Origin of the sequence: Pseudorhizobium xiangyangii, assembly GCF_020531965.1 — a bacterium.
GTDB classification, from domain to species: domain Bacteria; phylum Pseudomonadota; class Alphaproteobacteria; order Rhizobiales; family Rhizobiaceae; genus Neorhizobium; species Neorhizobium xiangyangii.
Map to the genome: position 1 here is coordinate 30,265 of NZ_JAJAWH010000015.1, position 13,790 is coordinate 44,054.

General features: G+C 57.1%; 11 protein-coding genes and 1 pseudogene. 5 read left to right on the top strand and 7 right to left on the bottom strand.

What is annotated here, in order from left to right:
* The first annotated feature begins 119 nt into the window (after positions 1-119).
* The gene (locus LH464_RS14755; protein ID WP_226787165.1) at positions 120-1,034 is read left to right on the top strand and encodes a hypothetical protein; all 915 of its coding nucleotides are present in this window, start codon (positions 120-122) and stop codon (positions 1,032-1,034) included.
* 225 nt (positions 1,035-1,259) lie between these two features.
* Here the strand turns inward: LH464_RS14755 and LH464_RS14760 are convergent, their stop codons facing one another.
* Both LH464_RS14760 and LH464_RS14765 read right to left on the bottom strand, forming a co-directional pair.
* Positions 1,260-1,685 (bottom strand): DUF4174 domain-containing protein, encoded by a 426-nt coding sequence (locus LH464_RS14760; protein ID WP_226787166.1) that lies wholly within the window; start codon positions 1,683-1,685, stop codon positions 1,260-1,262.
* Positions 1,686-4,833: 3,148 nt separating this feature from the next.
* Positions 4,834-5,052 (bottom strand): hypothetical protein, encoded by a 219-nt coding sequence (locus LH464_RS14765; protein WP_226787167.1) that lies wholly within the window; start codon positions 5,050-5,052, stop codon positions 4,834-4,836.
* Positions 5,053-5,804: 752 nt separating this feature from the next.
* On the opposite strand from LH464_RS14765, the gene LH464_RS14770 reads away from it, so the two are divergent.
* Both LH464_RS14770 and LH464_RS14775 read left to right on the top strand, forming a co-directional pair.
* Positions 5,805-8,201 carry an FdhF/YdeP family oxidoreductase gene (locus LH464_RS14770; RefSeq protein WP_226787168.1) on the top strand — a complete coding sequence of 799 codons (2,397 nt, stop codon included), beginning with the start codon at positions 5,805-5,807 and terminating at the stop codon, positions 8,199-8,201.
* Positions 8,202-8,432: 231 nt separating this feature from the next.
* Positions 8,433-8,993 (top strand): c-type cytochrome, encoded by a 561-nt coding sequence (locus LH464_RS14775; RefSeq protein ID WP_226787169.1) that lies wholly within the window; start codon positions 8,433-8,435, stop codon positions 8,991-8,993.
* Between the two features lie 236 nt (positions 8,994-9,229).
* Here LH464_RS14775 and LH464_RS14780 read toward each other — a convergent pair.
* Positions 9,230-9,434, bottom strand: a pseudogene (locus LH464_RS14780) (hypothetical protein).
* Between the two features lie 171 nt (positions 9,435-9,605).
* Here LH464_RS14780 and LH464_RS14785 point away from each other — a divergent pair.
* Positions 9,606-10,118 (top strand): ferritin-like domain-containing protein, encoded by a 513-nt coding sequence (locus LH464_RS14785; RefSeq protein WP_226787170.1) that lies wholly within the window; start codon positions 9,606-9,608, stop codon positions 10,116-10,118.
* A gap of 344 nt (positions 10,119-10,462) precedes the next feature.
* Here LH464_RS14785 and LH464_RS14790 read toward each other — a convergent pair whose 3' ends face one another.
* From LH464_RS14790 to LH464_RS14800, 3 genes are all read right to left on the bottom strand, one after another.
* Entirely contained in the window at positions 10,463-10,642 is a 180-nt protein-coding gene (locus LH464_RS14790) for a DUF2934 domain-containing protein (RefSeq protein WP_315859661.1), read from the bottom strand.
* 70 nt (positions 10,643-10,712) lie between these two features.
* Positions 10,713-11,213 carry a YciE/YciF ferroxidase family protein gene (locus tag LH464_RS14795; RefSeq protein WP_226787171.1) on the bottom strand — a complete coding sequence of 167 codons (501 nt, stop codon included), beginning with the start codon at positions 11,211-11,213 and terminating at the stop codon, positions 10,713-10,715.
* Positions 11,214-11,310: 97 nt separating this feature from the next.
* Entirely contained in the window at positions 11,311-12,486 is a 1,176-nt protein-coding gene (locus tag LH464_RS14800) for a zinc-dependent alcohol dehydrogenase (protein ID WP_226787172.1), read from the bottom strand.
* Between the two features lie 356 nt (positions 12,487-12,842).
* On the opposite strand from LH464_RS14800, the gene LH464_RS14805 reads away from it, so the two are divergent.
* Positions 12,843-13,235 (top strand): response regulator, encoded by a 393-nt coding sequence (locus LH464_RS14805; RefSeq protein ID WP_226787173.1) that lies wholly within the window; start codon positions 12,843-12,845, stop codon positions 13,233-13,235.
* 3 nt (positions 13,236-13,238) lie between these two features.
* Here LH464_RS14805 and LH464_RS14810 read toward each other — a convergent pair whose 3' ends face one another.
* Positions 13,239-13,730 carry a sigma-70 family RNA polymerase sigma factor gene (locus LH464_RS14810; RefSeq protein ID WP_226787174.1) on the bottom strand — a complete coding sequence of 164 codons (492 nt, stop codon included), beginning with the start codon at positions 13,728-13,730 and terminating at the stop codon, positions 13,239-13,241.
* Positions 13,731-13,790: the final 60 nt, after the last annotated feature.

The window sequence follows — 13,790 nt, forward strand, 5'->3', positions numbered from 1 at the left end:
CATTTAACGCAAGGCGGCCGGGCAGACGGATTTGTTATATCTCAATTTTGTGATAAAAGGCCCGCGCGATGCGCGCTGACCGATTCTTCTTGTCCATAGTCGTACCGATCGAGGCATTCATGGAAGTGGTATTTCACAACAACCTGTTTCCTTTGTTTGATCCGTACGAGCTGGATGACGTTAAGGATCCGTGCCCGGTTTTTGACGGCACGCTTTGGCATATGTTCGGTTCTGGCGGCACTGTGACAACCGAAACCTGGACTATCTTCCACGCAACGGCCGCCGCCTTGGAGGGTCCTTGGGCAGAGCAGCCGCACATCCAGCTTCCGATTACCGGGACGGGCATAGCTGCACCCGGTGTGATATATGCGGCAGGCGTATTCCACATGTTCGTCCAGACGGAGTTCATGAAGCCGCACGGACGGATAGAGCATGCTGTGTCGAATGACGGATTCGATTGGGTCGTACTTCACCCGGCTCTGATAGCGGTACCTGGCAGCGAGGAGCATGGCATTTACGATCCCCATCCCGCCGAGCTTAGCGGGCAGAAGTACCTCGTCTATTCCGCGATGCAGCCATTCGAGCGGGCTCCCCAGCCCGACATCTATCTTGCGCGAAGTGCGTCGAATAGCTGGTTCGGTCCTTGGGAGCGCCTTGGAAAGATCCTCGATCACCACGATCTTCCGCATCACAACAGGAAAGATGATCCCGACTATGAATGGGGCATCGAAGGTGCACAGCTAGTGCAGCTTCCCAGCGGCAAGATTCTGCTCAACGCGACCTGCTTCCTGCCGTCCGGTCCGCGCGGCCAAAGGCAGCGTGTCTTCTTCGCTATCGCCGATGAAGTGCAGGGACCATATGTTTCCGTCGGTCCTGTACTGGATCCGCCCCACGCGGGAGAGAACGGCCACTCGACGGTTCTCATCGATCAGGACGACCTCATATTGATTTATCAAAGCCGTCTGGAGAGCACGAACTATCGTTGGCGATATGGCGTTGCACGCTGTCGCGTTATGCAACAGGAAGCAGCCTAGCGCGTCTTGTCTGATATGCTGCACGGGAGAAGGCACATTTTCGACAGCTGCAGCGCCCTTCTCAAACCATTGAACCGCAGGGCTCTACTCGCTCGGGCCTGTCTGATGCAAGGTTTCGAGAACCATAATTGATCGCACCAGAAGCCATTTCACAGCGGCGGGAAGGCTGATGGGCGCCGTGCAAGTCCATTATTCGCATTTCGACGTTACGGGTGGGCGTCAGATTCACGGTGTCTGGCGTTCCGATTGTTCATCCGCATTGCCGAGCCCCGTGACGGCATCTTGCAACTGTTCGATGGTCACCGGGCCGTCCGAGCGAAGCATGATGCTTCCGTCATAGTCAACCAGAAGCACTTCAAACTTACCGGTGTCAGTTCCCTGGAATTGAAGCTTTAGGTCTGCAACGGGCAGGGCGGCCGGCCGACCGTTCAGCAAAGGCCCGCACCCATCATTTGGGATGCACGCGACGCAGATGTCCATGCTGCGCAACCTGGCACTGTTGATCTTTAACAGCTCATTTTGCCACGCTCTTAGGGCGCCAAGGGTGTCCTCGAAAATAACGACTAGTCTCTTGTGCGGCACGCCATCGGCTGCATCGTCCGTTACAGGGAGCCCGCCGGTGATTTCTGCCATCAACGAATGAAGTGCCATTTTTTATCCTCCAGCACATCAGTTAAACAACCTGCCCTAGCGAGGGTTCCGCAGAGGGTGTCGTCTTTGCCGCCTTGGCATAGCTCCAGCCTTTGCCGTGCTGCAATCTCGCGGCAGCGCGCCATGGACATCTTGGGGGAGCGGACCCCCCTCATTGGGGCTGCAAGAGGGTCCTAGTCGAGGTTCAGAAGCGATCGCCATCAGGTATAGAAGCTCGATCCGGAGCTGCAATATGAGCACCCGCCGATACCCGCACGCCGATCGTCAGTGGCCGGATTACGTGGCCCCGCCCGGTGCAGTAGGTCCACAGACGGAAGAAGGTAGGCCGAAGGCTCCGATAATAGACCGCTCGGGCAAGCCCGCATCAACGAATGGGATGGCGCATCTGTCGTCTTCCCGGATTGAGCGAATCCCTGACTGCGCAAGTCGGGCTTCGGTAGCCTGACGGATCAGTTCGTGTTGCTGGTCGCAGCGGGGCTTTGCCCCGACATCGCGTGACAACAAACGAGTACGCGGCTGCCCTGGATGATACCCTTAGCTGGCCGCGCACCCGGCGCTCGGTCGCGTTGGCACGACATTCGAACCTCGCGACACGTCGTTAGTTCCCATCCCGGATAGTGGGCGGGGTACGGTTGCGGGTAGCAGCAGCTTGGTGTTCCGAGACGGAGGCGGCTCGCCAAGGAGCCGCGTATTCGACGGCGAGGAGGTTCTCAAAGTCAATCAGCAGTTTAAGGTGGGAGGCATTTGGATCATTTATCTCGGGTCCCCCGCTGTGTCCTGAATGCTTCTCGCTCGCAAAGCGACCCAAGGTCCGAACGGCTCTTGGGTCGCCTGCGGTTTTACGGGCACGCAGCTGTCGGCGCGGAGCCGCTTGGGGTAGAGCTGGACTGTTCGGCACTGGTTTCCGTGCACTGATCGTCGTCAGAGGTTTTTTCTGTGCCGTCGGTGGTGGAGCCGGTGTCAGCCGATGAGCCGGTGCCGGTGTCAGTGCCTGGAGTTGAAGAATCTGAGGATGTACCGGTTCCGCCAGCGGCTCCAGTGCCACCGGTTCCGCCGCTATCCGAGGTGCCACCACCGGTCTGTCCCATCGCGCTAGTGGCGAGGCCAAGGGTGAATGCAGAAATCGTAAGAAGTTTGGTCAGCATGCTTGGTTCCTCCTGGTGCCGGATGCTCCGGTGCGTTACCCATTTAGTACAAGCGCCGAACACCTGCCGCTTGAGGAAGTTCCGACCCATCCTGAATAACGCGAGGGTCGACTAGCGCTTGATTTCGTCGAGGCGGGGCCGACCTGAGTTTTAGCTTCACACCTTACCTCTCGTGGCATTCTCAGGTTGGGAATGAAACCGCCGCACTGGATGGAGGGAACGAGCGGGACCACATTCTCCTCTACGCTAGCTTTCGCCGGAGCTGGGATACCCTCACCGACCTCTACCCCTTCGCGGGGCATAAAGAACTTCGCGACACCTCCGGCCAAAGCCCCGCCTGGATAACGCACTAGGGGGACCTCGCTTGTCATTGGGCCTTTCCAGCCGACGGCTGACGTCGATCCTGATGCGCAAGAGCAAGAACAACCTGACCCGCCAAGGTTTCCAATCCTGCCCACCACTGAAGGTGACCGAGAAACACACGACAGCACGACAATTTAGGCCTCACCCTCTCTGTGGGTGGCGGCAAGTCAAAGGGGCCTCGGGCTCCATCTCCTGGCCAGGTAAGATGGTATCGTTCTCTGGCGGATCGGCCAATTTGCGACGTACCCCCGGATCTGATCTCTGAGGCGTAAAGTTTCACGACGATGGCATCTGATAAAACCGCACTGCTGGGGACCTATGGTATGGCATAGGCATCGCCGCTTGAAGCTTAAACTCGGGTAGAAAGCGCAAGGTTCTTTTTCTTGACCTCCCAAGTGCTGGCGCGGCGTCGGATTCCCACGCGACATGGCCTGCTCGTACACCGGGGCCCACTGCCGCCCTATTAAGAATACAGCTTCCGCTCGAGGCATAAAGGACAGGTGTTATGAAAATGGCTCGGCACCCGTCGGTCAGCCTGAAGCGGCGGAGGCAATCACCGGGTCTTGAAAATATTCGGCTTAAAACGTCGTTTTCATGGCTGCTCCATCTTTTGCACCGCTTCGGTACCCCAGGGCAATCCGAGATTAAAATGCCATGGGGACATGTACCGATTATGGCCCAGCCAATGCCGGAGGATTATTGCCACTATATCCTCACAGCTGAGGCCGAAATCGGCAGCAGCGAGAGCCACCGCCTCCTCAACGTCGGGAGCAAGGACAGGCCCCCCGACATTGTCCAACCTTATGGCTGCGCGCCGGAGGAAGGCCCTGAGGTCCTGAGCCGGCACATCTTCCACCAAATTTGCTGCAGAGCGAAGTTGCAATGCAAAGGTACGATGGCTCAATCACTTGTCCTCCCTTGCACAAGTCAGCGTAGGTGGTAGCGGTCAAAAAAATTCGTGATCGAGGTGCGGCATTTGGATGCTCGATATTGGCGTTCACGGTGGGGGTCTGGCCCATGGCTCAGTAAGTGCCCATCGAGTCAAACAGGGAGCGCGCCATGTAGTTCCAGTTTCCGTGAAGGAACTTTATGGCAGTCCGATCCGGTTCTCGCCCTGTGGTCCAAGAACCGGCTTCAACTGACAAGCCGGGAGGAGCCGGTCAGTCCGAAATTAATCGTTGCTCCGACAAAGAATGGGGGTATGTGACTCTTGTCCTGCCATTTCCCGTTTGGCCCGGCCCTCACGGACCATGGTGTGCTCTTTGAGCAGGAGCGCACGTTTCACTCCGTTCGGAGGTTGTTGCCGTGGATGAGACCTTAGGCCGGTGCCGTGAAACTCCACTAAACTGGCGGATGCGACAAGACCGACCGGCGTTCATTTTTGGCTCTGTAGTGACACCCTCCCCTTGGGGCACTGGTAACGTCTCAGGTTTGGTCACTTCCACGGCGCGCCAGATCTGCGACCGGTTGAGCGTTCTCGACCGCGATCCAGCACATCGTCACGAAATCCTTGGACTCCAGGCATTGCAGAGCGGCCTATTAGCCTTGAAGCCGCGTTTTTCGCTCAAATTGTGCCTTCGGCGAGAAGGAGCTTGTCCTTTGCCGTCAAGGACGAATTAAGCCAGCCGCAGGGAAGGAAACTAAATCAAATCACGAAGACCTTTGTGTTTATCTACCGCTCGCGAAAGAGTTGGAACGGTGTCATGTCCTTCCCTAAAAAGATTGATCATCACGGCCCCGGCCAAATCCACCTCCGGCGTATCTTTGGCAAGCGAGTGCTTTTTGCACCAATGCTCCAGAACGGCTTCAATAATCATGAGCTCAGTTGGGCCGAATGTCGTTGTGAAAAAAGTTTTCATCCCACGTCTAAACTCACATTCGAAACCACTCGTACGATAAACGAAGTCATGTCCGGCCCACCGATTGCGGCACTAACAACCTCGGGGACGGGCTTTGGTTCCAATTGTCACGATCCAAGGGAACTCTCCGGCGATGGTCTGGTTAGATGCTGCGAAATCCGATGTTCGGTCCAGCGGAGCGTGTTCATGAGCAAAACAAAAAACATTCTACTAAGCGGCCGTTTTGCTGGCATTAACCTCCCCCATCTTGGGTCACGCGTTGGAGGTATGCCCATGACGCGTGATACTGGGCAGGATCGAACAGATCAACCTGATAGCAGTCGCACTTCAGACATCCGCGATTATATCGAGCCGGAAGCGCCATCGGCGGCCAGGCAGGACGTTCCGCTTTCGAGAAGTGGCCGAGAATCGATCGTTCCGGCACTGGAAGTATTCAAGCAGCGTCCATCTGAGGCGCCTGTTTCCTCGATCTGGTTCCCGCCTGGCTTTCTACAGAAGGAATCGGTCTGCGGCTCGTCCCTTCGGCTTTACGAGTTGAGGTCGGAGCCAAACTGGAGAAATAGTGAATTCGCCGACAGGCTTGCTCACCTCACCGACCAATGTTCCCGGCTCCAAGGAAATTTTCCCCGAACGGAGACCGAAACTGTCCGCAGAGCTTTCGGAATCGAATGTTTGGCCCGGTCTTGAGATGATCATTTCTGGGGTTGCCGACCGACTTGAGGGCCGAGACGTTGCAAACCGGAATGTTCGTCATGAGCAGTAGCACGACCAAGCCTACAGTTCGAACCTATACCGGTCCCGCGGGGGGATGGGGCTCGGCGAAGTCCGTTACGGAAATCTTGGTTCGCGAACATATCCCCCTCAGGGGCAGCAGTCTGCTGCGCCACCAGAATAAGCCGGAAGGCTATATGTGCGTGAGTTGCGCCTGGGCGAAGCCGGCTAAGACCCATCCACTGGAGTTCTGTGAGAACGGTGCAAAGGCAACGGCTTGGGAAGTAACCAGCCGCCGCGCCGACCGGGCGTTTTTTGACGCCCATACACTGACCGAGCTGGAAAGCGGGCGCGACCATGACCTGGAAGAGCAGGGCCGGTTGACCCACCCGATGAAATGGGATGCCGCTTCAGACAAGTACGTTCCGGTGTCATGGGAGCAAGCCTTCGCGGAGATCGGCCGGGAGTTGCGGGCGCTGGCGCCCGAGCAGGTCGATTTTTACACGTCAGGGCGCGCCTCTCTGGAAACCAGCTACATGTATCAGTTGTTTGCCCGGATGTATGGCAGCAACAACCTGCCCGACAGTTCAAATATGTGTCACGAAAGTTCGTCGGTGGCTCTTCCAGAGAGCCTCGGCGCGTCGGTTGGTACGGCGATCCTATCCGATTTCGAAAATACTGACTGCATTTTTTACATCGCCCAAAATGTCGGCACGTCGTCGCCTCGGATGCTACATGATCTCCAGGATGCAGTCGATCGGGGCGCGAAGATCGTCACCTTCAATATGCTGCGGGAGCGAGGTCTCGAGCGGTTCATCAATCCGCAATCTCCGACCCAGATGCTCACTGGTCACGAGACGCCGATTTCCTCCGACTACTATCAGGTGAGGAACGGCGGCGACATCGCGGCTCTGTTCGGAGTGTGCAAGGCACTGATCGAAGCCGACGATGCGCTGACGGCAGCCCATGTCTCGCGGGTTGCAGGCGATGACGACAAGCCTGCCGATCCCGAGGACGCGGCGATGGTGGCGTTTGCCGCCTCAATGGCCGCCGCCAATAAGAAGCATGTTCTCGATCATGATTTTATTAAGGAGCATACGTCTGGCTTCGAGGTCTTTGCAGCAGCTGCTCGCGAACATCGCTGGGAGGAGCTCGAGCGTATTTCCGGCCTGACCCGCGTACAAATGACCAAGGCGGCGGCGACCTATGCGAAGTCTAACGCCGTTTTGACGATCTATGGGATGGGGCTGACCCAACACCTGATGGGCGTACAGAACGTTCATATGGTGGTGAACCTTGCCCTTCTCCGTGGCAATATTGGCAAGCCCGGCGCAAACATATGTGCAGTGCGTGGCCATTCGAATGTCCAAGGGCAGCGAACGGTCGGCATTACCGAGAAGCCGGGACTCGCGCCGCTCGACAGGCTTGCAGAACTTTATGAGTTCGAGCCGCCGCGCTGGACGGGGCGCTCCACCGTCGAAACTTGCAAGGCGATTATCGATGGCTCAAGCCGCGCCTTTGTGAGCCTCGGCGGCAATTTCCTGAAAGCGATCCCCGAAACGAATGCGGTGGAAGAAGCCTGGCGCAAACTGCGCCTGACGGTACAGATTGCGACCAAGCTCAACCGCAGCCATGTCCTCCATGGCGAGGTCGCCTATCTCCTGCCTTGTCTCGGTCGGATCGAGATCGACAAGCAGGCCTCGGGTCCCCAGGCCGTGTCGATGGAAAGTTCAATCGCCTACTTTCACGGGTCGCGCGGGAAAACCAAACCGGCCAGCCCTGATCTCTTGTCCGAGCCGGCGATTATCGCGGGCATTGCCAAGGCGACGCTCGGTGAAACCCGTGTGCCCTGGGATCAATGGGTGGGCGACTACGGAACGGTCAGGGATGCGATCGAGGCAACCTATCCGGAGACGTTCAAGGACTTTAATAAGCGATTGTTCCAGCCGGGCGGCTTCCCGCGGCCCTTACCGGCGCGGGAGCGCAAATGGGTGACGAGCAGCGGCAAGGCGAACTTCATCACGCCGGACAGGCTGTTCCCGGATCTGTCGACATCCGGCAGAACCGACGTGCTTCATCTTGCGACACTACGTTCGAACGATCAGTTCAACACGACGATCTATGGGTATAGCGACCGGTTCCGCGGTGTGGAGGGGACACGGAAAGTGGTTTTCATGAACGGCAAAGACATAGCCGCGCTGGGGCTGACTAACGGCTTGAGCGTTGATCTCACTACGGCGATCGACGAGGAGACGGAGCACAAAGTCACTGGCTTCCGCGTTGTCGAATACGATATCCCGAGAGGCTCGTGCGGGGCGTATTTCCCTGAGACAAACCCGCTGTTTCCTCTTGACCATCACGACGCCCAGTCGAAAACGCCCTCCTACAAGCTTCTTCCCATCCTCGTTACACCGTCTTCCGAATTGCCTCACGATTGACCTGCTTGGCCCAGGCGGATGTCATCGCGTATGCGCAAAAGGCGGTTGAATTTGGTATTCTGGTCGTTGGCCATCACGGCAGGTGCTGCTGTTGCGATGGCGATATCGGCGCGGACCTCGAAAAGGGGACCGAGGCCCGACGACCGCACGCCTATTCGTGGTTCGGGACCGGAATTGCACAAGGCCGCGATTTCCGGTCCTGGGCTTAAGACGCGTGAGTGGCTTGGCATCATGACTGCTTTCACATCGTGCCTGGGAGTGGCCGCTCTGCTCGGCTATACGGGAAAACCCTTGCAGTTGCGGCAGGATCCCCCCGTTACCACGGAGCTGGAAAAGATCCGGTTGATGCCGAACGGCATCGGCGGGGCGCCGCCGAATGTCGATTTCGCGCTCGGCCAGCCCTATGAGACCGCCTCCTACAATCTTGCCCAAGGCAAACGCCTTTACTCCTGGTTCGGATGCGCCACTTGTCACGGGGACGGTCAGGCCGGAAGAGGACCCTCCTTCCTCGATGGCTGGTGGCTTTACGGCCCAGAAATGGTGTCGATCGTCGCCTCTATCCGCGACGGGCGACCGCACGGTATGCCACCTTACAAGGACAAGATCCCGATCGAGCAGATCTGGCAGCTGGCAGGATATGTCCAGTCGATTGGAGCCTATCGGGCCAAGGTTGCAGCGCCTGGCCGTAGTGATGGCAGACAAACGCGCCCGGCTGAAAACCGCGCGCCCGCGGCGATCCTCTTCGAGCCAGTCCCGACCCGTGTTCATCCCGACCAGGGACCGAGCCCATGAGAGTGGTCGCTACTCTTCTTTTCTTCGTCCTGATGGGAGTTGCAGGATGCCGCGGCTCGCAATCACCGTTCGACGCCCACGGCGCCCCGGCAATCCACCTCAAGGGCATGATGACGGCGATCCAGGGTGGCGTCTTCCGAATCGGTGTTGACCTTGGCGCCGTGACGCCACTTGCCTTACGATCGGTCCGCGATCGTGCAAATGGGCCTTTGGCGTCGTCGCGGATTTACCCTTGGTCAGTCTCCTTTGATCTTTCCGGCGTCGGAAATTTTTTCCCGCGAGGGATCCCGGTTGGTCTCGCCCACTGCGTCTCGATCTGTGTCGGGATCGTCCTGGGCCGGGAGAGGCCGGGAGATAGCCGCGTGGTCGTGTTTCTTCGGGTCCCTCCCAGCGCGGTGATTGGTCAGTCGTACCTGGTGCACCGGGGGTTGGCTTAGTCATGCTCATGGTCAAATCTCCTGATGTTAGGTGCGGCTAACTGGAAAAGTGGCAGATAGTTCCTTGTTTCTGCACCGGTGGGGGAAGGTACCTGACGACGAGATAGGCCCAAGACTATTGGCGGAACTTTCGATGCCGCTTCTGGTTTGCGCACTGTAGCAAAGGAGAGATCTCATGTCTGAAGATGTAACACGCGATATTTTTGTGACTGGTTTGAAGAATGCCCATGCAATGGAAAACCAGGCGCTGTCCATCATGAAACCGCAGATCAAACGGATCGAAAACTATCCTGATATCGCCGCCAAACTCGAACAGCACATCACGGAGACTGAAGGCCAAATTGTCCGGCTCGAAGAAATCCTGACGTCACTGGCGGAAGACCATTCATCCTTGAAAGACCTCGCGCTATCCTTCACGGGTTCAATGGCAGCGCTTGGCCATTCCGTCGCCGGCGACGAGATCCTCAAAAACAGTATGGCCAACTTTGCGTTCGAGAATTTCGAGATCGCCGCCTACAAATCGTTGATCACGATCGCCGAACTCGGAGGATTTTCCAGCGTCGTCGGTTCGCTTCAGATGAACCTGGATCAGGAGATCGCGATGGCAAATTGGCTCGAGAGCAATCTGAGGCCGACCACGATCAAATTCGCCAATCTCAAAGAAGCTGGGCAGACCGCAAAGGTTTAGGGCAGGTTCGGCTACGACAGATGCATTACACGCCGAGTCGTTGCGACACCGAACCGTGGTGGTTTCGGGGGCGCAGTTCTGGTGCATCACCCGCACCTACTGCCTGCGAGCCCTCTCCCTCGCGGGCAGTATCGTTACTCGCCAAGGCTCAATCTGTCGTTTGGCGCCTCGGACCGCGGGCCGTGATTTCCGTCGTGAGATCGATGCTATCTGCAGTGAAGCCGACGGGACCCATGATGGGCCTAGCGCCTGAGAGACTGTATCTCCCCATAGTGTTTGACATTTTAGGATCTTGGCACCGCCAGAGACGCGAGGCGGTGCAAAGAAGTCGGTATTCGCATGCATCAGGATTCGTCATCCAATGTGGCGCTCACCGGAGAATGATCTGCGGCGCCGCGTGATTTGGCCTCCCATTCGGCGCTGGCGGCGCTCCACTGCTCATCGTCCTTTCCATCCGGGCGACCAGCTTGTTCCCAAAGCTCATAGGCCCGCTTCGAGATCCATTCCTCGCGGTCGATACCCATCCTGTCCTCCAATTTGCGTTGTGATTTGAGGGTGTGGCCAAGCCGTGTCGGGCGGCTCGGCCATTCGCAATCAGGCGCTCTTCTTCGAGCCCTTCGGATTTGCCGATGCTTCACCAAGCTGCGTCAGCAACGCGTCCGTCTCCAGCTCTTCCTGGAGGTTGGCGTCCAGAAGCGGAATGGCGTCCATCAAACCGAGCTGACCGGCCCAGCTTTTCAGAGTGCCATAGCGGGTGATCTCGTAATGCTCAACGGCCTGGGCAGAAGAGATAAGCCCTGCATCGAGCGCTGCAGATCCCTTATACTCCTCGATGATTTCCTCACCTTCGGAGATGATGCCCTGGATGGCCTCGCAAGTCTTGCCACGCGCAGGCTTGCCAATCAATTCGAACACCTGCTGGAGGCGTTCAATCTGACCCTCAGTCTGGTCCTTGTGCTTGAGGAACGCTGCCTTGCCTTCTTCCGATTGCGAAGCACGGGCCATTTTCGGAAGAGCTTTCAAAATCTGCTTTTCCGCGAAATAGATGTCCTTGAGTGTGTCAAGGAACAGGTCGTCCAATGTCTTCTCGGCCATGTTTACTCCTTCTCCGTTCAATTCGGCCAACCCGAACTGGAGCCGGCCTCGAAAGTTCCCCTATGACAACGAATGCGAGCCACCTCAGATCTGGGCGTCAAGCGGTCAATACGACCTTGATGCAGTTATCTTTCTTGTCCCGGAAAGTCTCATAAAGCCCCGGCCCGTCTTCGAGCTTGGCGCGATGGGTGATGATAAAGCTCGGATCGATTTCCCCCTCCTCGATGCGGCGCAGAAGGTCGAGGGAGTAGCGATTGACGTGGGTCTGGCCGCTCCGGATCGTCAGCCCCTTATTCATCGCTGCACCGAACGGGATCTTGTCGAGGAAACCACCATAAACGCCTGGCACCGAGACGATCCCGCTTGGTCTGCAGGCCATGATTGCGGTGCGCAACACGTGCGGGCGATCTGTCCCGAGCAGGGTTGCGGCCTTGACCTTGTCAACGATCGCGTCGAAGGAAGCCGTTGCATGAGACTCCGCACCGACTGCATCGATACATTTGTCAGCGCCGTGGCCACCGGTCATTTCCTTGAGATAGTCGGGTATCGTACCGTCGATGTCGTCGAAATTGATGATTTCGGCGCCGATCGCCTGAGCCAATGCGAGGCGCTCCGGAACGTTATCGATCGCTATGACGCGGGCCGCCCCCTGCATAAAGGCACTCTTGATGCAAAACTGCCCAACAGGACCGCATCCCCATATGGCGATGATGTCTGTGGGTTCGATCTCGCAGTTGGCGGCCGCCATCCACCCAGTCGGGAAAATATCACCCAGGAACAGGGCTTGCTCGTCTGTCATCCCGTTGGGAATAACGATTGGCGAAACATCTGCGTAGGGGACGCGGACATATTCCGCTTGGCCCCCGGCATAGGCGCCGGTCAGGTGTGAGTATCCAAACAGGCCAGCGGTCGGGTAGCCGAAAGCCTTGGTGGCATTTTCGGCCTTGCGGTTGGACCTTTCGCAGACCGACCAATTGCCCTTGAGGCATTGCGAGCACTCGCCGCAGCAGATGGTAAAGGGAACGACGACCCGGTCGCCGACTTTGAGTTTTTTGTTGTCGCGTCCAACCTCGACGACTTCACCCATGAATTCATGGCCGAGAATGTCGCCTTTTTCCATGAACGGGATATACCCGTCCATCAAATGCAGGTCCGATCCGCAGATCGCGCAGGCCGTCATCTTGATGATCACGTCGCGGCCATCTTCGATCTGTGGATCCGGGACGGTATCGCATCGGATATCGCCTTTGCCGTGCCAGCAGAGAGCCTTCATGTGTGTCTCCTTCAAATATCGGTCATGATCCGTGCCCTGGCACGATCGTTAATGGCGGCGACAAACACGAAGGTCAGAAACGCCGACTTCGTCGACTAACAGCCGCAGGAATTTGGTACGGACATATCCACCTAGTGTTGCGCAGCCCGCGAACTGGAGGTCGAAGGAGAAGTTCCCGCTTCATCGATTTATTGTTGACCAGCGGAACTTTCGGATTCAGCCCCTGTTGGAGGCGCTCGTCCTATTGCCTCATGGCAATGCCAGATCGGGGGGCTAGGCTCTTCGCTAGAAGCGTGCATTCGTGACCACAAGTACGTAGGGCCGGTTAGAGATACGAAAGTCGCATCGAGGTGATATTGGAAAACTCAACCTGTCTGCGCCTTTTTGAAGGCAAATCTGTCCTTGTCGTGGAAGACGAATATTTCCTCGCCGATGAGACGCGGCTTAAGCTCGAAATGATTGGCGCCGTTGTTGTTGGCCCCACCGGCAGCGTTCAGGACGCATTGGATTTGATAAATGCTTCTCCAGTCGACGCCGCGATCTTAGACGTGCATCTCGGTGACGAACTCGTTTTTCCGGTGGCAGAGGAACTGGAACGCCGAGACATACCGTTCGTCTTCGCGACGAGCTACGACCCGTCGATAATCCCTGTAAAATTCACCGGCTTTGCGCTTTGCGAAAAGCCTACTGAATTGGGTAAAATCGCCGCGGCTTTGTTCGCGAACGAGACCGATCCGACGTTGAACTAATGCTCAATCACTGTTGATGGCGGTCCATAGCTGCATGCGAGCGCGGTTCACCCGGCTTTTCATCGTTCCCAAAGCGCATCCACATCGTGAAGCCGCATCTTCGTAACTCATGCAATCGATAAATATGAACTCAATCGCATTCCGATGATCCTCCGAGAGGTCGGCAAGAGCCATTTCAAACTCACGCCCCCTGATCTTCCATTCCTGCACCGCAGGAACTGACACTAGTAAGGCTGCGTCATCTGCGAGCCCAACGTGCTCACGTTTTGACAGTCCGAATTTGGTACAGAATGAGTTGCGCATGATCGTAAACAACCAAGACCGCAACTGCGAGCCTCTTTGGAATTTCTCGGCATTCGCAAGGGCCTTGGTCAATGTCTCCTGGACCAGATCGTCGATATCGCTCGGCGACGAATGGAAGCGCCGAGCGAAACTGCGAAGCGCCTGAACATGTCCGAGAAGTTCTTTTTCCGCAAACCCATTAACCGGACCCATGGCCTTGTCTCCCCTTGAATAGGTGAAACCTCTGACACAGAGTTACGTTCCCGGCACATG